At 71.8% G+C, this 19,038-nt stretch carries 21 protein-coding genes and 1 riboswitch; of the genes, 15 read left to right on the forward strand and 6 right to left on the reverse strand.

All coding sequences use genetic code 11. From position 1 onward, the window contains the following. Window positions 1–26: 26 nt before the first annotated feature. Window positions 27–117: riboswitch (S-adenosyl-L-homocysteine riboswitch) on the reverse strand. 254 nt (window positions 118–371) lie between these two features. Together IS481_RS16565 and IS481_RS16570 are read left to right on the forward strand one after the other, a co-directional pair. Further along, a complete protein-coding gene (locus tag IS481_RS16565) occupies window positions 372–1,043 on the forward strand; it encodes a YiaD family glycine zipper/OmpA-like lipoprotein (RefSeq protein ID WP_104356272.1) in 672 nt (223 codons plus the stop codon). Window positions 1,044–1,065: 22 nt separating this feature from the next. Beyond that, complete coding sequence (locus IS481_RS16570; protein WP_165908669.1) at window positions 1,066–1,551, forward strand: OmpA family protein; 486 nt, start codon at window positions 1,066–1,068, stop codon at window positions 1,549–1,551. Between the two features lie 50 nt (window positions 1,552–1,601). Here the strand turns inward: IS481_RS16570 and IS481_RS16575 are convergent, their stop codons facing one another. Continuing rightward, window positions 1,602–2,654, reverse strand: a complete 1,053-nt coding sequence (locus IS481_RS16575) for a homocysteine S-methyltransferase family protein (protein ID WP_104356274.1) — start codon at window positions 2,652–2,654, stop codon at window positions 1,602–1,604. Window positions 2,655–2,752: 98 nt separating this feature from the next. Here IS481_RS16575 and IS481_RS16580 point away from each other — a divergent pair, with 98 nt between their 5' ends. Beyond that, entirely contained in the window at window positions 2,753–3,145 is a 393-nt protein-coding gene (locus tag IS481_RS16580) for a rhodanese-like domain-containing protein (protein WP_104356275.1), read from the forward strand. A 31-nt stretch (window positions 3,146–3,176) separates the two neighbouring features. Here IS481_RS16580 and IS481_RS16585 read toward each other — a convergent pair whose 3' ends face one another. From IS481_RS16585 to IS481_RS16595, 3 genes are all read right to left on the reverse strand, one after another. Continuing rightward, on the reverse strand, window positions 3,177–5,480 hold the full coding sequence (locus IS481_RS16585; protein ID WP_104356276.1) for an ATP-binding protein: 2,304 nt from the start codon (window positions 5,478–5,480) through the stop codon (window positions 3,177–3,179). 170 nt (window positions 5,481–5,650) lie between these two features. Next, window positions 5,651–5,929 (reverse strand): BTH_I0359 family protein, encoded by a 279-nt coding sequence (locus IS481_RS16590; RefSeq protein WP_104356277.1) that lies wholly within the window; start codon window positions 5,927–5,929, stop codon window positions 5,651–5,653. Between the two features lie 163 nt (window positions 5,930–6,092). Next, window positions 6,093–6,893, reverse strand: coding sequence for a DUF3108 domain-containing protein (locus tag IS481_RS16595; protein WP_104356278.1), 801 nt, complete (start codon window positions 6,891–6,893; stop codon window positions 6,093–6,095). Between IS481_RS16595 and IS481_RS16600 the strand changes: the two genes are divergently transcribed. Then, the gene (locus tag IS481_RS16600; protein ID WP_104356279.1) at window positions 6,892–7,875 is read left to right on the forward strand and encodes a fumarylacetoacetate hydrolase family protein; all 984 of its coding nucleotides are present in this window, start codon (window positions 6,892–6,894) and stop codon (window positions 7,873–7,875) included. The two genes, IS481_RS16595 and IS481_RS16600, sit on opposite strands and share 2 nt — an antisense overlap. A gap of 197 nt (window positions 7,876–8,072) precedes the next feature. Beyond that, complete coding sequence (locus IS481_RS16605) at window positions 8,073–9,020, forward strand: porin (protein ID WP_104356280.1); 948 nt, start codon at window positions 8,073–8,075, stop codon at window positions 9,018–9,020. Between the two features lie 81 nt (window positions 9,021–9,101). Here IS481_RS16605 and IS481_RS16610 read toward each other — a convergent pair whose 3' ends face one another. Continuing rightward, window positions 9,102–9,992, reverse strand: coding sequence for a pirin family protein (locus IS481_RS16610; RefSeq protein ID WP_104356281.1), 891 nt, complete (start codon window positions 9,990–9,992; stop codon window positions 9,102–9,104). A 60-nt stretch (window positions 9,993–10,052) separates the two neighbouring features. Between IS481_RS16610 and IS481_RS16615 the strand changes: the two genes are divergently transcribed. From IS481_RS16615 to IS481_RS16625, 3 genes are all read left to right on the forward strand, one after another. Continuing rightward, the gene (locus tag IS481_RS16615) at window positions 10,053–10,535 is read left to right on the forward strand and encodes a retropepsin-like aspartic protease family protein (protein ID WP_104356282.1); all 483 of its coding nucleotides are present in this window, start codon (window positions 10,053–10,055) and stop codon (window positions 10,533–10,535) included. Window positions 10,536–10,601: 66 nt separating this feature from the next. Further along, window positions 10,602–11,279 (forward strand): PhaM family polyhydroxyalkanoate granule multifunctional regulatory protein, encoded by a 678-nt coding sequence (locus tag IS481_RS16620; RefSeq protein WP_104356283.1) that lies wholly within the window; start codon window positions 10,602–10,604, stop codon window positions 11,277–11,279. A gap of 52 nt (window positions 11,280–11,331) precedes the next feature. After that, window positions 11,332–12,567, forward strand: a complete 1,236-nt coding sequence (locus IS481_RS16625; RefSeq protein ID WP_104356284.1) for an FIST signal transduction protein — start codon at window positions 11,332–11,334, stop codon at window positions 12,565–12,567. A gap of 16 nt (window positions 12,568–12,583) precedes the next feature. Here IS481_RS16625 and IS481_RS16630 read toward each other — a convergent pair whose 3' ends face one another. Beyond that, the gene (locus IS481_RS16630; RefSeq protein ID WP_104356285.1) at window positions 12,584–13,234 is read right to left on the reverse strand and encodes a hypothetical protein; all 651 of its coding nucleotides are present in this window, start codon (window positions 13,232–13,234) and stop codon (window positions 12,584–12,586) included. A 102-nt stretch (window positions 13,235–13,336) separates the two neighbouring features. Here IS481_RS16630 and IS481_RS16635 point away from each other — a divergent pair, with 102 nt between their 5' ends. The 7 genes from IS481_RS16635 (at window position 13,337) to IS481_RS16665 (ending at window position 19,029) form a co-directional block, all read left to right on the forward strand. Then, window positions 13,337–13,840 (forward strand): hypothetical protein, encoded by a 504-nt coding sequence (locus IS481_RS16635; protein WP_104356286.1) that lies wholly within the window; start codon window positions 13,337–13,339, stop codon window positions 13,838–13,840. A 128-nt stretch (window positions 13,841–13,968) separates the two neighbouring features. Continuing rightward, window positions 13,969–15,504 (forward strand): FAD-linked oxidase C-terminal domain-containing protein, encoded by a 1,536-nt coding sequence (locus IS481_RS16640; RefSeq protein WP_104356287.1) that lies wholly within the window; start codon window positions 13,969–13,971, stop codon window positions 15,502–15,504. Window positions 15,505–15,627: 123 nt separating this feature from the next. Further along, on the forward strand, window positions 15,628–16,719 hold the full coding sequence (gene glcE, locus IS481_RS16645) for a glycolate oxidase subunit GlcE (protein WP_104356288.1): 1,092 nt from the start codon (window positions 15,628–15,630) through the stop codon (window positions 16,717–16,719). Window positions 16,720–16,724: 5 nt separating this feature from the next. After that, window positions 16,725–17,966, forward strand: coding sequence for a glycolate oxidase subunit GlcF (glcF, locus tag IS481_RS16650; protein ID WP_104356289.1), 1,242 nt, complete (start codon window positions 16,725–16,727; stop codon window positions 17,964–17,966). Between the two features lie 123 nt (window positions 17,967–18,089). Then, a complete protein-coding gene (locus tag IS481_RS16655) occupies window positions 18,090–18,278 on the forward strand; it encodes a CsbD family protein (RefSeq protein WP_104356290.1) in 189 nt (62 codons plus the stop codon). A gap of 13 nt (window positions 18,279–18,291) precedes the next feature. After that, window positions 18,292–18,486 carry a hypothetical protein gene (locus IS481_RS16660; protein ID WP_132764735.1) on the forward strand — a complete coding sequence of 65 codons (195 nt, stop codon included), beginning with the start codon at window positions 18,292–18,294 and terminating at the stop codon, window positions 18,484–18,486. A gap of 24 nt (window positions 18,487–18,510) precedes the next feature. After that, window positions 18,511–19,029 carry a pyridoxamine 5'-phosphate oxidase family protein gene (locus IS481_RS16665; RefSeq protein ID WP_104356292.1) on the forward strand — a complete coding sequence of 173 codons (519 nt, stop codon included), beginning with the start codon at window positions 18,511–18,513 and terminating at the stop codon, window positions 19,027–19,029. Window positions 19,030–19,038: the final 9 nt, after the last annotated feature.

The following is a 19,038-nucleotide window of genomic DNA, read 5'->3' on the forward strand; positions in this document are numbered from 1 at the left end:
GTCGACGGCCACGGCTCACCCGTGGCGCGGGGTGAGCGTCGTTGCAAACGAATGGATCCAAGCCTGACGCCGGCGGTTTCTCGCGTCCCGCGCGGCGCTGCAACGCTCCTTGGAGAAGGCCGCCATTCTACGCCAGCCGCAGGCGCCGCCCCGGCACGCCCGCCGATGCTGCCGGCAGGCCGTGAACCGGGCGAGGATGCGGGTCTGTCACCTGCCATCGCACAACATGTGTGCACACACTTTCCGTCTTCGCGGCAACGGCATGCCCCGGCGCGAGCTTGTTACATTTCTCACGCAACGGCGCTTGCCCGCCGCCCTGGCTTGGGCTGCAATGAGTGCTCGCACTTCTAACGATGAGAAAAGGAGCTCGCATGAAAAACTCCATCGCCGCGATCGCCGCCCTGGCCGTGCTGGCCAGCGGTTGCGCGAACATGACGGAAACCCAGAGCAACACGGCCAAGGGCGCCGGCATCGGCGCTGCGGCCGGTGCGCTGATCGGCGTGGCGACGGCCGGAGGCAACAAGGGCAAGAGCGCCGCCACCGGGGCGGCCGCGGGCGCCGCGGTCGGCGCGCTGGGGGGCTACATCTGGTCCAAGCGCATGGAAGAGCAGAAGGCCCGGATGGAGCAGGCCACGCAGGGCACTGGCATCGACGTCGAGCGCACCGCCGACAACCGCATCAAGGTGCAGATCCCGAGCGACGCCGGCTTCGACGTCGGTCGCGCCACCGTGAAGCCGCAGCTGGCCCGGGTGCTCGACAGCTTCGCGCAGAGCATGCGCGACCACAGCGCCACCGTGATCAGCATCATCGGCCACACCGACAGCACCGGCACCGACGCGATCAACAACCCGCTGTCGCTGGACCGCGCCGCCGCCACGCGCGACTACCTGGTGGCCCGTGGCGTGGCCGCCTCGCGCATCGCGATCGACGGCCGCGGCAGCCGCGAGCCGGTCGCCTCCAACGACACCGAGGCCGGCCGGGCGCAGAACCGGCGCGTGGAGATCTACGTCGCCGAGCCCGAGAGCGTGGCGCAGAACCGCTGAAGGCGGGCCGGACGTGATGCGCATGGCCCTGTCCCGCGCGGCCTGGCTGCTGGCCGGCAGCGTGCTGCTGGCCGGCTGCGGCAGCACCGGCGGCTCGCTGTTCCCGGGCCTCGGCGGCGCGTCGCTGGACGCGCAGCGCCACCGCCTGGCGCGCGAGCTGGCCGGCACGCCGGTGGTGGTGGCCGCGGTCGACGACGGCTACCGCGTGGCGGTGCCGCTGAAGTACGCGTTCGATCCGCGCCGCTCGGCGGTCAAGCCGCCGCTGGCCGCGGTGCTGGACCGCGTCGCCCAGGGCGTGAAGGACGAGCCCGGTGCCCAGGTGCGCGTGACCGCCCCCGGGGACGGTCGCAGCAGCCCGATGCTGGCGCGCGACCGCGCCGAAAGCACGCGCGACTACCTGATCGCGCGCGGCGTGCCGCGCGAACGCTTCGCCGGCGTCGAGGCCGGCGCCGACGGCACGGACGTGGAGATCACGGTCTCGGCGCGCCGCGCCACCGCCGCACGCTAGCCTCGGCCACGCCCCGACCCAGCCCCGGCCCCGTCCGGGGCTTCGTCTTTTCAGGAGGTGGCCAGCAGGCCGGTGAACATCGCCTCGTGCCGGCAGCGCGGCTGGTAGCGGCTGACGCGCTTGGCGATCTCGGCGATGTGCTCGGGCGTGGTGCCGCAGCAGCCGCCGACGATGTTGAGGAACCCGGCCTTGGCGAAGTCCTCCATCAGCCCGGCGGTGATCGGCGGCGTCTCGTCGAAGCCGGTGTCGCTCATCGGGTTGGGCAGGCCGGCGTTCGGGTAGCAGCTGATGTAGGTGTCGCCGGCGATCTTCGACAGCTCCTCGATGTACGGGCGCATCAGCGCCGCGCCGAGCGCGCAGTTCAGGCCCACGGCCAGCGGCCGGGCATGGCGCACCGAATGCCAGAAGGCGCCCACCGTCTGCCCGGAGAGGATGCGCCCCGAGGCGTCGGTGACGGTGCCGGAGATGATCACCGGCAGGCGCTCGCCGGTGGCCTCGAACAGCTCGTCGATCGCGAAGATCGCCGCCTTGGCGTTGAGCGTGTCGAAGATGGTCTCGACCAGGAACAGGTCGGCGCCGCCTTCGAGCAGGCCCTCGGCCTGCTCGTAGTAGGCCTCCTTCAGCTCGTCGAAGGTGACGTTGCGCGCGCCCGGGTCGTTGACGTCGGGGCTGATGCTCGCGGTGCGCGGCGTCGGCCCGAAGGCGCCGGCGACGAAGCGCGGCTTGTCGGCCGTGGCGTACTTCTCGCAGGCCGTCCTGGCCAGGCGCGCCGCCTCGACGTTCATCTCGCGCGCCAGCTGCGGCAGGCCGTAGTCCTCCTGCGCGACGCGGGTGGCGCCGAAGGTGTTGGTCTCGATGATGTCCGCGCCGGCGTCCAGGTAGCGCTCGTGGATCTCGCGGATCACGTCCGGCCGCGTGAAGACCAGCAGCTCGTTGTTGCCCTTCAGGTCCTTGGGATGGCCCGCGAAGCGGCTGCCGCGGTAGTCGGCCTCGGACAGCTTGTAGCGCTGGATCATGGTGCCCATCGCACCGTCGAGCACGACGATGCGCTGCTGGAGGATCTCGGGCAGCTGCTGGGCACGGGTGTAGGGACGGGCGTTCATGCCGCGATTGTAGGCAGCGCCCCAAAGCCCCTGACGGCCGGCGTGTCGTGGCGTCCCGCCGTGGCGTGCGCCGCATGCAGGACAATCACGCCCGGCTTATGAAACACCTCACCCCCCGACAGGCCTGGGAACTGCTGCAGGCCCACCCGGACGTGCTGTTCGTCGACGTCCGCATGGAAATCGAATACCTGTACGTCGGTCACCCGCCCGGCATCGTGCACATCGCCTGGTACGAGTACCCGGACATGCAGCCGGTGCCGGAGCAGTTCGTGCAGCAGGTGCTGCGCGAGGCCGGCTCGCCCTCGCGCCCGGTGATGCTGCTGTGCCGCTCGGGCAACCGGTCGCTGGCCGCCGGCGAGGCGCTGGAGGCCGCCGGCTTCACCGACGTGATCAACGTGCTGCACGGCTTCGAGGGCGACCTCGACGAACACGCCCACCGCAACACGGTCAACGGCTGGCGCCACGACGGGCTGCCCTGGGCGCAGTTCTAGCGCCGATCCGTTCCCCGGGGACGCGCCCCGGTCAGTGCAGGAAGCCCATCCCGCGGGCCTGCCGCACCTGGGGCTTGACGCGATGCTCGGCCTCCAGCTGCGACAGGAACTCGTCCGGCTCGAAGGCCACGCCCAGGATGTCCACCTGGCGCTTGACGGCCGCGAAGTCGCCCGGCGTCAACGACTCCAGCTGGCGCAGCCGGTCGCGCTGCTCGGCAGTCAGCGCCGCGGCCTCGCCGGCCAGCGCCTCGACGACGAACATGCGCTCGCGCTGCTCGGCGGTCAGCGGCTTGAAGCGGATCTTGAACGTGAAGCGGCGCAGCGCCGCCTCGTCGAGCTCGTCGAACAGGTTGGTGGTGCAGATGAACACGCCGGCATAGCGCTCCATGCCCTGCAGCATCTCGTTGACCTCGCTGACCTCGTAGTTGCGCTCGGCCAGGCGGCGGCTGCGCAGGAAGCTGTCGGCCTCGTCGAGCAGCAGCACCGCGTGCTCGGCCTCGGCCTCCTCGAACATGCGCGCCATGTTCTGCTCGGTCTCGCCGACGTACTTGCTGACCAGGTCCGAGGCCTGGCGCACCATCAGCGGCTGCTGCAGCTCGCCGGCGATGTACTCGGCCAGCGCGGTCTTGCCGGTGCCGGGCGGCCCGTGGAAGCACAGCGTGCCGAAGCCCTTGCGGCGCAGCGCCTCGATGATGCGCGGCACCTCGAAGCGCGACTCGGTGTGGATCAGGCCCAGGTCGTAGCGCGTGACCACCGGGCGGGCGCCGCGCTCGCCGCCGGTGTTGCCCAGGGCCTTGTCCGCATTGGCGAGCTGGCGCTCGATCAACCGCTCCACGTCGGGCGTGCCGTCCCCGCCGGCCAGCTGGGCAAAGCGCACCGCGGTGCGGATCTGCGCCGGCGTCAGCGCCTTGCGCGCGGCCAGGCGGGCGACGAACTCCGGGCTCACCTTGGCGCCGCTCAAGGCCTTGGCGACCAGCGCCTCGCGCGCGCCGGGCGGCGGCGACTTCAGCTCCAGGTGGTACTGGAAGCGGCGCCGGAACGCCGGGTCGATCTGCTCGATGCGGTTGGTGACCCAGATCACCGGCACCGGGTTGCTCTCGAGCACCTGGTTGACCCAGGCCTTGCCGCTGACCGAGCCGTTGGGCATGCCGTCGCCGGCTTCCAGCCGCGCCATCAGCTGCGCGGTGTCGGTGTTGATCGGCGGGAACACGTCCTCGACCTCGTCGAACAGCAGCGCGACATTGGGGCTGCCCTTGAGGAACACATGGCTGATCTGCAGCGAGCGGTAGCGGTCGCGCCCGGACAGCGAGTTGCCGTCGCGGTCGGCGTACTCGACCTCGTACAGCTCCAGCCCGGCCGCCTGGGCCACCACCTTGGCCAGCTCGGTCTTGCCGGTGCCCGGCGGCCCGTAGAGCAGGATGTTGACCCCCGGTTCCTTGTGCGCCACCGCGTTGCGCAGCAGGGCCACCAGCACCTGCGCGTCCTCGGCCACGTACTGGAAGTCCTCCAGGGTCAGCTCGCTCGGCGCGGCCGGCCGGGTGAACACGGCCATCAGCTCGGTCTCGTCGCGGTACTCGCGCATCAGCACCGGCGGCAGCTGCTCGGAGACCTTCATCAGGTCGGCCAGGTCGGTGATGTTGTGCTCCGAGATCAGGTTCTCGATCATGCCGATGCGCTCGAGCCGCGAGCCGGCGCGCAGCGCCTCGCCGACGTCCTTCTCGTCGACGCCGGCCACCTCGGCCAGCACCGCGTAGGCCTCCTGGGCGTTGGCGACCTTGAACTCGACCAGCAGCCCGCGCAGCTCGCGCTGGTAACGCGCCAGCGTGCCGTACAGCAACAGCGCGCGCTCGGCCGGGTTGAGCTGCAGCCGGCTGGCCAGCGCGTCGATGTTCTTCTCGACCAGCGTCGATTCCTTCTTCAGGCTGCGCCCCAGCCATTCGCAGGTGGCCCCGAGGACGGCCAGCAGGTCCTTGGGCGCATCCTTGACGTATTCGTCGATGTAGAAGAACAGCGTGCCTTCCTCGTACGGCCCCTGCCAGGTGCCGTGCCGCTCCAGGAAGCGCGCATCGTCGAGCTTCTCGTGGCCCTTCCACAGCTCGTTGCCGGCGCAGCGGCGCGCCAGGAACTGGCGCAGCCGCGCCAGCACCGACACCGGCCAGACCAGGTGCCGGCCGGTCAGGGACAGGAGGCTGTTCCAGTCGCGCCGCACGTTGAAGCGCCCGCTGTGCCGCAAGGCGAGGGTCAGCACGAAATGCGAGCACATGCGGTCCAGCACCGGGGCGTCGGACAGGCCCGGCGACGCCACCACACGGGCCTCGGCATGGCGTTTGACCATAGCGCGCCTCCTCGTTCGGGGTTGCCTCTGGGCAGGCCCCGCGGCCGCGCGGGCTGCGGGGGGCTAGCCACCATACCCCAGCACGGGACGCAAGGGAAGGCAGGGAAAACAAAACGCCGGGGCGCTGCGGGCGGCCCGGCGTGCGAGGGACGGCAGCCGGACAGGTCAGGTCAGTGCAGCACGACCGGCTGCTGCATCAGCGAGGTGAAACGCTCGATGTAGGCGTCGATGTCCTCGACCGTGGGCGAGCCCTCGATCAGCGCCTCGACCCCCTGCTTGAAGCTCTCGGCCAGCGCGCCTTCGAGGTAGATCTCCTTGCGCTTGAACTTGTCGACGATCTCGTATCCGCCGCGCGTCAGGGCGGGGCCCTCCTCGCCGGCCTGCGGCGGGGCCGCCGGCACCTGGAACTCGACCACAGCAAAGTTCTCCGAGTTGTACAGCATTTGCATGGACTGGCTCCTTTCCTGAGAGGCCGCCGTGGCGGATGCCCGGAGGTCCTTCGATGCGGCGTACGTGGGTACGGTCTCGCAAGTTTCAAGCCACCGGCACCGTCAGGGCCTTCCCTGGCGGGTCGGCCGGAAGCGGGGCGACTTGAGCCCTGCGGCGGCAGGGTCAGGCGTCCAGCAGCAGTTCCAGGGGTTCGCCGTCGCGCTCGGTCATGCGCGCCCGCACCGGCAGGTGATGGCGCTGCGGGTCCAGCCAGACCTCGGCGACCGTGTCGCGGGGATCGGCCGACTCGCGCACCAGGTTCACGGCCTCGACGCTGCCGCCCGGCAGGCTGACCTGCTGCATCCCGCGCGAGCGCAGGGTCCAGACCTTGGCGTCGCCCTTGGCGCTGACCACCATCAGGCGCACCGCGGCGCCGGCGCGCACACGCTGCGGGTCGGCCTCGGCGATCGCGGGCAGCTGGATCATCCAGCTCAGGCGGTCCTGCACCCCCGGCACGACCGGCTGGGTGGTGGTGCGGCCGGTGAAGCTGATCCGCCCGGCCTCGCGGTCGAACACCGCGCTGCGCTCGGGGCGCCGCAGCCGCCGGTCGATGAAGCGCAGCGGCGCCAGCCCCGAGGCGTCGATCCGGCCCTCGCTGACCTGCGTCAGCACCGCGCCGAACAGCGCCACCTTCCCCTCCAGCCGCAGCCGGTAGGCCGAGCCTTGCGGCTGCCAGGCGATCTCGCCGGTGCCGCCCAGGAGGCCGCGCCGCAGCGTGTAGGCATGGGAAAACGGCGGCGGCACCCGGGTCGGGTAGACCTCGGGCCCCGACGACGCAGCCGCCCGCACCGGCAAGGCCAGGCCGGCGCAGCCGCCGGCCAGCAACCCCAGCAGCCGGCGCCGGGCGGGCGATGCCAGGCCCGCGGCCGGCGCCGCGCCCTCAATACAATCGCCAGCTCGCAGGAATTCCTCCGCCACGCACATGAAGCTTGCCACCTACAAGGACGGTTCGCGCGACGGCCATCTGGTCGTCGTCTCCAGGGACTTGAGCATGGCTCATTATGCGAGCGGGATCGCGACCCGGCTGCAACAGGTGCTGGACGACTGGAATTTCCTGTCGCCGCAGCTGCAGGACCTGTACGAGGCGCTGAACCACGGCAAGGCGCGGCACGCCTTCCCGTTCGACCCGGCGATGTGCATGGCGCCGCTGCCGCGCGCCTGCCAGTGGGTCGAGGCCGCGGCCTACCTGCCCTACCTGGAGCTGACGGCCCGGGCCCGCGGCGCGGAGCTGCCGGAGGGCAGCCGCCAGGTGCCCGCGATGCAGCACGGTGCCAGCGACGGCTTCCTCGGCCCCTGCGACGACATCGAGGCGCCCGGCGAGGCGACGGCCGTCGACCTGGGCGCGCAGCTCGCGGTGGTGACCGGCGACGTCGCGCGCGGCGTCTCGCCCGAGGAAGCGCTCGAAGGCGTGCGCCTGCTGATGCTGGCCAATGCCGTGACGCTGCCCGCGGTGGCCGACGCCGAGCGCGCGCGCAGCGCCGCCGTGCTGCAAGGCCGCCCGGCCACCGCGTTCGCCCCGGTGGCCGTCACGCCCGACGAGCTGGGCGCGGCCTGGCAGGGCGGGCGGGTGCACCTGACGCTGCAGGTCCAGTGCAACGGCAAGCGCTTCGGCCTGTGCGAGACCGGGCCGGAGATGCACTTCCACTTCGGCCAGCTGATCGCCCACCTGTGCCGGACACGGCCGGTGGCGGCCGGCACCATCGTCGGCAGCGGCCCGGTGGCCAACGCCGAGTCCTCGCGCGGCCACGCCTGCATCGCGACCCGGCGCGCCCAGGAGATCCTGCAGCACGGCGCGGCAAAGACCGAGTACCTGCGCCCCGGCGACTCGATCCTGATCGAGATGAAGGGCCCCGACGGGCAGAGCATGTTCGGCGCGATCGAGCAGGACGTCGCACCGCTGCAGTGAGCCAGCGCACCGCGCCGGTGCCTTCTCCGCCCGAGTGTTGTGTCCACGCGTCAGATTCGCCGTTTGACGCCGGTCAACTGGTGAATTTCACCAAGGGTCGCGTTGTTCCTTCTTACAATTTTCCGTCACGGCCCGACCGATGCCCCGTGCCTCGCGATGGCGCCGCGTCCCGTTCCCCCTATCAAGGAAACCACTACATGAAACGCATTGCTCTTGCGGCTGCCATCGCTGGCGCCTTCGCCGCTCCCGCCTTCGCGCAAAGCGACGTGACCATCTACGGTCGTCTGAACACCAGCATCGAGCGCCAGAAGGATGGCGACACCAAGGTCAGCGGTGTGTTCAACAACTCCTCGCGTATCGGCTTCATGGGTACCGAGGACCTGGGCGGCGGCCTGAAGGCCATCTTCCAGCTGGAGCACGGCTTCAACAGCGATGACGGCGCCGCCACCCACGGCAACGGCTTCTGGGCCCGTGAAAGCTGGGTCGGCCTGACCGGCAGCTTCGGTACCGTCCGCCTGGGCAACACCCCGAGCGCCACGTACTTCGCTTCGGCCGACTACGTCAGCCTGCACAACCACGACACGGGTTCGTCGGCCGACGCGCTGTATGCGTACGTCAACGAGCGCGACGCCAACAAGATCGCCTACAAGACGCCCAGCTACAACGGCCTGACCGCCGAAGTGCAGTTCACGCTGCGCGAGCAAGCCGGCAACAACAGCTGGGACCTGGCCGTCAACTATGACGAAGGCCCCCTGCACCTGGGCGGCGGCTACGTCAAGAGCGGCGAAGACAAGCTGTTCGTGATCCGTGGCCTGTACGAGATGGGTGACTTCACCTTCGGCGGCTACTACGAGCGTGACGACGTCGAGTTCCTGGGCAAGCGCAACAACTTCCGCCTGTCGGCCATGTACACCGTCGGTGCCTCCGAGTTCCACGCCAACGTCGGCATCGCCGGCGACTGGGACGACCTGGACGACTCCGGCGCCAAGCAGTTCACCCTGGCCTACAACTACAACCTGTCCAAGCGCACCAAGCTGTACGCCCTGTACACCCGCGTGAGCAACGACGACGCGGCGGCTTACAACGTCACCACCCCGGGCGACAACTTCAGCTCGTTCGGCGTCGGCATCCGCCACAACTTCTGATCTCCGCCCCCGCGGACACCGGAAGACGAACGGCCCCTGCGGGGGCCGTTTTTCGTTGGGGGCCCCGGGAACGACGTGACGTCAGGGATAGGGGATGAACCCGGTCTCCCCCGGCACCGGCGGGAAGGCCGCCGCATCCTGCCGGCTCCAGGCAGCGACCGCCTCGTCGATGCGTGCCTGGCGGCTGGAGACGAAGTTCCAGCGCATGTGGCGCGGCTGCTGCGGCGTGTTCTCGGCGCCCAGGTCCAGCGGCTCGCCGCCGACCAGCACCGCCTGGGCACGTTCCAGCGCCCGCAGGCGCACCGGGCGCGCAGGCAGCACCAGCATCTCGCCGGTGTCCACCGGCTCGCCGTCGACGCTGACCGAGCCGGACGCCACGTAGAGCGCCTGCTCGGGATGGTCGGGCGGCACCTCGATGCTGCTGCCGAACGGCATCTCGACCGCCACGTACAGCGTCGGGCCGGGCACCGGCACCGGCGAGCGCCGGCCGAAGGCTTCGCCCGCGATCACGCGCAGCTGCACGCCGTGCGCCTCGATCAGCGGCAGCTCGTCGGCCCCCACGTGCAGGAAGGACGGCGCCGCCTCCTCCTCGGCCAGCGGCAGTGCCACCCAGGTCTGGATGCCGTGCAGGCGGTGGCCGGCGGCACGCAGCTCGGCAGGCGTGCGCTCCGAATGCACGATGCCGCGCCCGGCGACCATCCAGTTGACCTCGCCCGGCAAGATCTCGCGCACGCTGCCCAGGCTGTCGCGGTGCAGGATGGCACCCTCGAACAGGTAGGTCACGGTCGCCAGCCCGATGTGCGGATGCGGTCGCACGTCCATCCCCTGGCCGGGCCCGAAGTCGGCCGGGCCGATGTGGTCGAAGAACACGAACGGCCCCACCGCGCGCGCCTCCGCCGCAGGCAGCAGGCGTCGCACCGTCAGGCCGTCGCCTAGCGACTTGAGGTGCGACTGGAGTCGGATCGGTCCCATGTCTGTCTGCTCCTGTGCGTGGCCTGATATGGTGCCTGAGTCCTGCGCCACCATTGCATCATGAGTGACTTCCCCCGCACCCTCAAGATCGTGACCGTCTGGGCGCTGCTCGGCCTGGTGGTCTTCCTCGGGTTCCGGGCACTCGAAGCACGCGAGCAGCGCACCCGCTTCGAGTGGCACGGCGACACCGTGACGCTGCGCCGCGCCGGCGACGGCCACTACCACTGGCCGGGCCGGGTCAACGGCGTGGCGGTCGACTTCCTCGTCGACACCGGCGCCACCCGCACCGCGCTGCCCCGCTCGCTCGCCCGCCAGGCGGGCTTGCAGGAATCGGGCCGGGTGATGTCGAGTACCGCCGGGGGCGTGGTCTCGGGCGCGCAGGCACGCGCCGACGTGAGCCTCGAAGGCGGCATCGAGGCGCGCCAGCTGCGCGTCGTGGTGCTGCCCGACCTGGAGCACGCCTTGCTCGGCATGGACGTGCTGGGGCGCCTGTCGCTGCAGCAGCGCGGCGACGTGCTGACGGTGGACCTGGGAGCGCGTTGATCCACCCGCTGGCCGCAGCCGCCGGCGCGACGCACAATCGGCCAGAACCGGACAAGGAGGCCTTCCATGAACGACCCGCTGCAAGGCATCGGCAAGCTGGTACCCGGCTTCGACTTCCTGCAGGACCTGGTCAAGAACGCCGGCACGGCGCTGCCCAGCTTCACCCAGTGGGTCGCGCCGACGCTGGACCCGGAAGAACTCGACAAGCGCATCGGCGAGCTGCGCGCGGTGCAGTTCTGGCTGGAACAGAACGCGCGCATGCTCGGCACCACCATCCAGGCGATGGAGGTGCAGCGCATGACGCTGTCGACCCTGCAGTCGATGAACGTGCCGCTCGAGACGCTGCGCGAATCGCTGCAGGTCAGGACGCCCGCCGCCGCACCGTCGCCCGCTCCCGAGCCCCCGCCGACGGCCAGGAAACGCGCGGCGCGCAAGGCCGCGCAGGCCCCGGCGCCGGCGGCCGAGCCCGGCGCCGCAGGCACCGGGCCGGTCGACCCGATGCAGTGGTGGAACGCCCTGACCCAGCAGTTCGGCACGCTCGCGGCCAACACGATGAACGAGGCGTTCAGGAACACTGCGACCGAGGCGGCCGGCAAGATGGCGACCGACCTGATGCAGCAGTCGATGCACGCCGCCGAAAGCGCGCTGCGCCAGACGCTGGAGCCTGAGGCCCCGGCCGCGGCCCGCAAGACGACGAGATCCGGCGCGCGCCCCCGCGGCGCGAAACCGCGCGGCAAGACCTGAGTCGCCACCCGACCATCGAGCACGGACGACGACGTCGCGGCACACTGCGCCCATGAACACCTTCCTGCACGCCCATGCGGCGCATCCCGACTGGCGCATGGCCCTGTCGATGGTCCTGCCGCAGCTCGATGCGCAGCGCGGCCGCCCGGGCGCGGTCGCCCAGCCGACACTCGGCTGGCTGTACCTGACCGACCACCTCGCCGCGCACGCCGACGCCCTGCTCGACGAGCTGCGCCGGCACTTTCCCGGCACCCACTGGGTCGGCAGCGTGGGCGTGGGCGTGATGGGCAGCGGCGTGGAGTACTTCGACGAGCCCGCCCTCAGCGTGATGCTGGGCGACCCGCCACGCGGCAGCTTCCAGGTGTTCTCGGGCGTGCAGCCGCTGCCGCCGGGCTTCGCCGCCCACACGGCGCTGGTGCACGCCGATCCGGCCACGCCGGACATGGACGAGCTGGTCGGCGAGCTGGCCGACCGGATGCAGGGCGGCTACCTGTTCGGCGGGCTGGCCGCGTCGCGCTCGCGCGCGCTGCATGTCGCCGACGGCGTGTGGGACGGCGGGCTGTCGGGCGTCGCGTTCGACGCCTCGGTGCCGCTGGTCTCGCGCGTCACCCAGGGCTGCCAGCCGGTCGGGCCGGCACGGCGCATCACCCAGGTCGAGCGCAACGTGGTGGCCACGCTGGACGACGAGCCGGCGCTGGACTGCCTACTGCGCGACCTGGCGCTGGACGGCGAGACCGACCCCCGCCAGGCCCTGCCACGCCTGCAGCGCACGCTGGTGGGCTTGAGTGACGCCGCGTCGCCCGCGATCTCGCGGGCCGGGCAGTTCGGCGTGGACACCCGGGTGCGCCACCTGATCGGCATCGACCCGCGCCAGCGCGGCATCGCGGTGGCCGACGAGCCGGCCGAAGGCATGCAGCTGGCGTTCTGCGCGCGCGACGCGCAGGCCGCGCGACGCGACCTGGTGCGCATCTGCGCGGAGATCCGCGAGGAGCTGGAACCCGAGGTGCTGCCGCCACCGGCACCTGTCCCGGCGCTGGCCCGCGGCCTCAGCCCGGAAGCTCCACGGCCGTGCGAGGCGGGCCGGCGCATCGTCGGTGCGGTGTACGTCAGCTGCGCCGGGCGCGGCGGCCCCCATTTCGGCGGGCCCTCGGCCGAGCTGCAGATCGTGCGCCACGCGCTGGGCGACGTGCCGCTGACCGGCTTCTTCGCTGGCGGCGAGATCGCCCACCGGCACCTGTACGGCTACACCGGGGTGCTGACCGTCCTCACCGATGGCCAGGCGGCCTGAGGCGCCAGCGGCACGGTCAGCCCAGGCGCCGGTGCTGCCACAGCCCCAAAAAGGCCAGCACGCCCAGGCCCAGCTCGAGGAACTCCTCCACCGAGGCCCGCAGGGCTTCCTGCGACGCAGTGAACGCAATGCCGTAGTCCTCCAGCAGCACGTTCTGCGAGCGGTCGACCACCTTGGCCACCGCCATCGTGGCGAAGAACACCACCACCGTCACGGCCACCGGATGGCGTGCGCGCAGCCCCTGCCACACCGGCTTCGCCCAGCGCAGCAGCAGGTAGAGCCCCGACGCGATGACGGGCAGCAGCACCGCCAGCGCGACCAGCTTGTGCTGCAGCGGCACCATCGGGCGCAGGTAATAGCTCACCTTCAGCACGCTGGCGCCGCTCCAGGCCTTGTGCAGGTCCAGCTCGCGCGCACCGAAGGCGCAGAACATGACGGTCAGGGCCAGCGCGAGCGCCACCGGCATGCTGCGCCGCCGCATGAACCACAGCGCGATGGCGGCCGCGAAGTACAGCAGGGCCGAAGGCATCTCGATCGGCCCGCCCTCGATCACCAGCGCCATGACCTGCTCCGCCGGCAACAGCGCCCAGACGAGCAGCGCGATGAGCAGGAACGCACCGGAAAACCACAGCGACAGGTACGGACGGGGACGGTCGACGGACGGCATGGGCGTCAGGGGATGGGAAGCTGCAAAAGGGTCACAGTGTAGTCCTGGCCGCCCGGGCCTGGCCCGGAGGAACCACGGCGGCCGTCCCCGGTCGAACCCTGCATGCGCCGCCCCGCCCTGCCCCTTCTCGCTGCCGCCTGGCTTGCCGCCGGCCTGGCCGGCCCCGCGCTGGCCGGCGCGATGCAGACCATCTACCAGCAGCGCCTGCCGGACGGCCGGGTGGTGCTGTCCGACCGGCCCGCCCCGGGCGCGGTGATCGAGCGCGACTGGGTATTCGAGCCCGAGGACCCGGCCCAGGCGGCGGCCCGGCGCGAGGCGGCCGAAGCCCGCCACCGCGCGACCGAGGAACGGGCCCGGCAGGCCGCCGTCGAGCGCGAACGCCTGCAGCACCAGCTGGAGCTGGAGCGGCTGCGGCGCGAGCAGCTGGCGCTGCAGATGGAGCTCGAACGCGAACGCCTGGCGCGGCCGGCGGACCCGCCGCCGGTGATCTGGGTGCCCGGCCCCCATCGCCCCTGGCTGCCCGGGGTGCGGCACCTGCCGCGCTCGCCCTGGGAGCCGGCACTCGTGCCCCCGGCGCCGCCCCGGCCCGCGCGGCTGGCGCCCTGACCGGGCCACCGCCGCGCCGCGATGGTGCAAACTTCAGCCAGCTCTCAGCTTCGGGGCGATACAGTTGCCCACCACCGAAGACCGCGCTCCGGCTGCCGTGGAGCGGCGGCCGACGAGGAGACCTCACGATGAATGCGCCCCTGCCGCCCGAAGCGGCCCAGGCGGCGGCCCACGGCGATGCCCAGGCTGCTGCCGAACACGAGCGCCGCGAACGCCAGCAGGCCGTCGTGGCCGCCCTGTCGGCCGTGCTGCCGGCCCACGCGCTGCTGTGGCGGCGCGAGGACACCACGCCGTACGAATGCGACGGGCTGACCGCCTACCGCGAGCAGCCCCTGGCCGTGGCCCTGCCGGAGACCGAGGAGCAGGTCGCCGCGGTGCTGCGCACCTGCCACCGGCTGCGCGTGCCGGTGGTCGCGCGCGGCGCCGGCACCGGGCTGTCCGGCGGCGCGCTGCCGCACCGCCTGGGCGTGACGCTGAGCCTGGCGAAGTTCAACCGCATCCTCAAGATCGATCCCTACGCGCGCACGGCGGTCGTGCAAAGCGGCGTGCGCAACCTGGCCATCAGCGAGGCCGCGGCCCCCTACGGGCTGTACTACGCGCCCGACCCGAGCAGCCAGATCGCCTGCACGATCGGCGGCAACGTGGCGGAGAATTCCGGCGGCGTGCACTGCCTGAAGTACGGCCTGACCGTGCACAACGTGCTGAAGGTGCGCGGCTACACGGTCGAAGGCGAGCCCATCGAGCTGGGCAGCGACGCGCTGGACGTGCCGGGGCTGGACCTGCTGGCGCTGTTCATCGGCAGCGAGGGCATGCTGGGCGTGGTCACCGAGGTGACCGTGAAGCTGATCCCCAAGCCCCAGCTGGCGCGCTGCATCATGGCCAGCTTCGACGACGTGCGCAAGGCCGGCGAGGCAGTGGCCAACGTGATCGCCGCCGGCATCATCCCGGCCGGGCTGGAGATGATGGACAAGCCGATGACCGCCGCGGTCGAGGACTTCGTCCATGCCGGCTACGACCTGGACGCCGAGGCCATCCTGCTGTGCGAGAGCGACGGCACGCCCGAGGAGGTGCAGGAGGAAATCGGCCGCATGGTCGACGTGCTGGTCGGCTCCGGCGCGACGCGCGTGGAGGTCAGCCGCGACGAGGCGCAGCGCCTGAAGTTCTGGAGCGGCCGCAAGAATGCGTTCCCGGCCAGCGGGCGCATCAGCCCGGACTACATGTGCATGGACTCGACCATCCCGCGCAAGAAGCTGGCCGACATCCTGACCGCGATCGCGCAGATGGAGCAGAAGTACGGCCTGCGCTGCGTGAACGTGTTCCACGCCGGCGACGGCAACCTGCACCCGCTGATCCTGTTCGACGCCAACGACCCCGACCAGCTGCGCCGCTGCGAGCTGTTCGGCGCCGAGATCCTGGAGACCAGCGTCGCGCTGGGCGGCACGGTCACCGGCGAGCACGGCGTGGGCGTCGAGAAGCTCAACTCCATGTGCGTGCAGTTCACGCCCGAGGAGCTGGCGCAGATGCGCGCGCTGAAACAGGCCTTCGATCCCCTGGAACTGCTCAACCCCGGCAAGGTGGTACCCACCCACAACCGCTGCGCCGAGTACGGGAAGATGGTGGTGCGCAAGGGATTGATGGCGTTTGCGGACCTGCCGCGCTTCTGAGGGCGGGATCTTGCACGTCACCGGACGCCACGCGCATCGACGGCTGCCGGCCCCTGCGGGCGCGGCCTGCCCGCACGCCCGGCCGGCAGGGTCCGGGCACGTCACTTTGAAGAAGGTCACCCCGTGAGCGACCCCATCCTGGATTCCCTGATCGACCAGACCCGCGCCGCCGCCGCGGACGGCCGCAAGCTGTCCATCCAGGCCGGCCGGACCAAGGCCTTCTACGGCCACCCCGTCGAAGGCGCCGAGCCGTTGGACGTGACCGGCTTCCGCGGCATCACCAGCTACGAGCCGACCGAGCTGGTGGTCACCGCGCGCTGCGGCACGCCGCTCGCGGAACTGGAGGCGGCGCTGGCCGAAAAGGGCCAGTGCCTGGCGTTCGAGCCGCCGCGCTACGCGCCGGGCGGCACGGTCGGCGGCATGGTGGCTGCCGGCCTGTCCGGCCCCGCGCGCGCGGCCGTCGGCGCGGTGCGCGACTTCGTGCTCGGCGCCACGCTGCTCAACGGCCGGGGCGAGGTGCTCGGCTTCGGCGGCCAGGTGATGAAGAACGTCGCGGGCTACGACGTCGCGCGCCTGCTGGCCGGCTCGCTGGGCACCCTGGGCGTGATCCTGGAGGTCTCGCTGAAGGTGCTGCCGGTGCCGCCGGCCACCGCCACGCTGCGCTTCGAGATGGACGAGGGCACGGCGATCCAGCGCCTCAACGAATGGGGCGGACGGCCCCTGCCGATCAACGCCAGCGCCTGGTGGGACGGCACGCTGGTGCTGCGCCTGTGCGGTGCGGCAGCGGCCGTCGAGGCGGCCGCCCGGTCGCTGGGCGGCGAACGCATCCCCGAGGTGCAGGCGCAGCCCTTCTGGCAGGGCCTGCGCGACCACACCGACGAATTCTTCATGAAGGCCAAGGCCGCGGTGGCGGCAGGCGGCAGCCTGTGGCGGCTGTCGGTGCCCTCGGTGGCAACGCCGCTGCAGCTGTCGGGCGAGCAGCTGATCGAATGGGGCGGCGCGCAGCGCTGGTGGTCCACGGCCACCCCGGCCCCGGTCGTGCGCGAGGCCGCGCGCCTGGCCGGCGGGCACGCCACGCTGTTCTACGGCAGCGACCCCGGCGTGGGCCGCTTCGCCCCGCTCGTCCCGCCGCTGGACCGCATCCACCGCGAACTGAAGAAGGCCTTCGACCCGGCGGGCGTGTTCAACCCCGGCCGCCTCTACCCGGAGTTCTGAACCGCATGCAGACCCACCTCGCCCCCGAATTCCAGGACACGCCCGAAGGCCGCGAGGCCGAGGCCATCCTGCGCAAGTGCGTGCACTGCGGCTTCTGCACCGCGACCTGCCCGACCTACCAGCTGCTCGGCGACGAACTCGACGGCCCGCGCGGGCGCATCTACCTGATCAAGCAGGTGCTCGAGGGCCAGCCGGCCGGACGCAGCACGCAGGAGCACCTGGACCGCTGCCTGACCTGCCGCAACTGCGAAACCACCTGCCCGTCGGGCGTGCAGTACGGCGCGCTGGTCGACATCGGGCGCCGCATCGTCGAGGAACGCGTGCCGCGCCCGGCCGGCGAGCGCTTCGTGCGCACGCTGCTCAAGGAAGGCCTGACCTCGCCGCTGTTCGGCCCCGCGATGAAGCTCGGCCAGGCGCTGCGGCCGCTGCTGCCCAAGGCGCTGAAGCACAAGGTTCCGCCGCGCGACCGCTCGGCGCGCGCGCACCAGTGGCCCACGCGCCCGCACGACCGCCAGGTGCTGCTGCTGACCGGCTGCGTGCAGCCGGCCATGATGCCCAACATCAACAGCGCGACCGCGCGCGTGCTCGATGCCGCCGGCATCCAGACCGTGGTGGCCGACGGTGCGGGCTGCTGCGGCGCGATCCGCACCCACCTCAACGACCACGAAGGCGGGCTGGCCGACATGCGCCGCAACATCGACGCCTGGTGGCCGCTGGTGGTGCGCGGCAAGGTGGAGGCCATCGTGATGAACGCCTCGGGCTGCGGCGTCACCGTCAAGGAGTACGCGCGCCACCTGCAGCACGACCCGGAGTACGCCGAGAAGGCCCGGCGCATCAGCGAACTGACCCGCGACCTGTCCGAGCTGCTGCCGGACCTGGTGCCCAGGCTCAAGCCGCGCCTGGCGGCGAAGGCGGCCGGCATGAAGCTCGCCTACCACCCGCCGTGCACGCTGCAGCACGGCCAGCAGCTGCGCGGCGGCGTCGAGGCCGGCCTGCGCGACCTGGGCTTCGAGGTCGAGCTGGCCACCGGCGAATCGCACCTGTGCTGCGGTTCGGCCGGCACCTACTCGGTACTGCAACCGGAGCTCGCCTACCGGCTGCGCGACCGCAAGCTGTCCCATCTCGAGCCGCTGCGCCCGCAGGCCATCGTCTCGGCCAACATCGGCTGCATCCAGCACCTGCAGACCGGCACCGCCACCCCGGTGCGCCACTGGGTGGAGGTGCTGGACGACGCGCTGGCCGCCTGAGTCAGCCCCCGCCTACACGCGCGCTCGCTCGCGGCCGACAGGCCGGCGATTCCCGTCGTCGCACAGTGGCATGAACGGGCCGGCATCCGGCCGGCCCGGTTCCCACCGACGAAAGGAATCGCCATGAACCGGGACCAGATCAAGGGCCGCATCACGCAGGCCAAGGGCAAGGCCAAGGAAGTCGCCGGCCGTGCCACCGGCGACGAACGGCTGGAAGCGAAGGGACGCGTGCAGAAGACCGCGGGCGACCTGCGCGGCGACTTCGGCGACGCGAAGGAACGCGTCAAGGATGCCTTCGACCGTCGGCATTGACCGGGAGCGCGCCGTGAGCCCCGCCCGCGCGTCCTGGCGCGCGCACACCGACCCGCCGGCACCGCCCGTGCCCCCGCCCCCCTCGCCGCCCATCGAGGTGCCGCCGCCCGGGCCCGACCCCGTGCCGCCGGAGATCGAGGACCCGCCGGCGCCGGAGCAGCCGGTGCCCGTGCACGAGCCGCCCGTCATGCCGCCGCCGATGCTGTGACGGCCTCTTACCCCGGAACCCGCCATGCCCCTGCCTCCCGATGCCTCCCCGCAGCAGCGCCTGTGGGCGCTCATCCACGACATCCGCCACGGCATGCTGACCGCGCGCCACCGCGACGGGCAGCTGCGCTCGCGCCCGATGACCACGCAGAACCGCACGCTGGACGACGGGCCCCCGGTGCTGTGGTTCTTCGTCGCGCTGGACAGTGCACCGGCGCTGGACCTGAAGGACGACGGCGAGGTCAACGTCGCCTACGCCGACCCGCAGCAGGACCGCTACGTCTCGATCGCAGGGCGAGCCCGCTTCGTCGACGACCCGCAACGCAAGCAGGCGCTGTGGTCGAAGGCCGACGCGGCCTGGTTCCGGCACGGGCCGGACGACCCCAACCTCGGCCTGCTCGCCGTCCAGGTCGACCATGCCGAGTATTGGGACGTCACCGCAAGCCGCATGGCCCAGCTGTTCACGATGGCGCGCGCGGCCGCGCTGGGCGAGCCGCCGCCCCGCCTCGGGGAGCACCACGAGGTGCCCACCCTGCCCCGGTGACGCGCGGCC

Origin of the sequence: Caldimonas thermodepolymerans, from assembly GCF_015476235.1 — a bacterium.
Lineage (GTDB): Bacteria > Pseudomonadota > Gammaproteobacteria > Burkholderiales > Burkholderiaceae_C > Caldimonas > Caldimonas thermodepolymerans.

Excerpts from the sequence above, each read along its gene's own strand:
- IS481_RS16565 (WP_104356272.1), top strand. The coding sequence starts at position 372 with ATGAAAAACTCCATCGCCGCGATCGCCGCCCTGGCCGTGCTGGCCAGC.
- IS481_RS16570 (WP_165908669.1), top strand. The coding sequence starts at position 1,066 with ATGGCCCTGTCCCGCGCGGCCTGGCTGCTGGCCGGCAGCGTGCTGCTG.
- IS481_RS16575 (WP_104356274.1), bottom strand. The coding sequence starts at position 2,654 with ATGAACGCCCGTCCCTACACCCGTGCCCAGCAGCTGCCCGAGATCCTC.
- IS481_RS16580 (WP_104356275.1), top strand. The coding sequence starts at position 2,753 with ATGAAACACCTCACCCCCCGACAGGCCTGGGAACTGCTGCAGGCCCAC.
- IS481_RS16585 (WP_104356276.1), bottom strand. The coding sequence starts at position 5,480 with ATGGTCAAACGCCATGCCGAGGCCCGTGTGGTGGCGTCGCCGGGCCTG.
- IS481_RS16590 (WP_104356277.1), bottom strand. The coding sequence starts at position 5,929 with ATGCAAATGCTGTACAACTCGGAGAACTTTGCTGTGGTCGAGTTCCAG.
- IS481_RS16600 (WP_104356279.1), top strand. The coding sequence starts at position 6,892 with ATGAAGCTTGCCACCTACAAGGACGGTTCGCGCGACGGCCATCTGGTC.
- IS481_RS16595 (WP_104356278.1), bottom strand. The coding sequence starts at position 6,893 with ATGTGCGTGGCGGAGGAATTCCTGCGAGCTGGCGATTGTATTGAGGGC.
- IS481_RS16605 (WP_104356280.1), top strand. The coding sequence starts at position 8,073 with ATGAAACGCATTGCTCTTGCGGCTGCCATCGCTGGCGCCTTCGCCGCT.
- IS481_RS16610 (WP_104356281.1), bottom strand. The coding sequence starts at position 9,992 with ATGGGACCGATCCGACTCCAGTCGCACCTCAAGTCGCTAGGCGACGGC.
- IS481_RS16615 (WP_104356282.1), top strand. The coding sequence starts at position 10,053 with ATGAGTGACTTCCCCCGCACCCTCAAGATCGTGACCGTCTGGGCGCTG.
- IS481_RS16620 (WP_104356283.1), top strand. The coding sequence starts at position 10,602 with ATGAACGACCCGCTGCAAGGCATCGGCAAGCTGGTACCCGGCTTCGAC.
- IS481_RS16625 (WP_104356284.1), top strand. The coding sequence starts at position 11,332 with ATGAACACCTTCCTGCACGCCCATGCGGCGCATCCCGACTGGCGCATG.
- IS481_RS16630 (WP_104356285.1), bottom strand. The coding sequence starts at position 13,234 with ATGCCGTCCGTCGACCGTCCCCGTCCGTACCTGTCGCTGTGGTTTTCC.
- IS481_RS16635 (WP_104356286.1), top strand. The coding sequence starts at position 13,337 with ATGCGCCGCCCCGCCCTGCCCCTTCTCGCTGCCGCCTGGCTTGCCGCC.
- IS481_RS16640 (WP_104356287.1), top strand. The coding sequence starts at position 13,969 with ATGAATGCGCCCCTGCCGCCCGAAGCGGCCCAGGCGGCGGCCCACGGC.
- glcF (WP_104356289.1), top strand. The coding sequence starts at position 16,725 with ATGCAGACCCACCTCGCCCCCGAATTCCAGGACACGCCCGAAGGCCGC.
- IS481_RS16655 (WP_104356290.1), top strand. The coding sequence starts at position 18,090 with ATGAACCGGGACCAGATCAAGGGCCGCATCACGCAGGCCAAGGGCAAG.
- IS481_RS16665 (WP_104356292.1), top strand. The coding sequence starts at position 18,511 with ATGCCCCTGCCTCCCGATGCCTCCCCGCAGCAGCGCCTGTGGGCGCTC.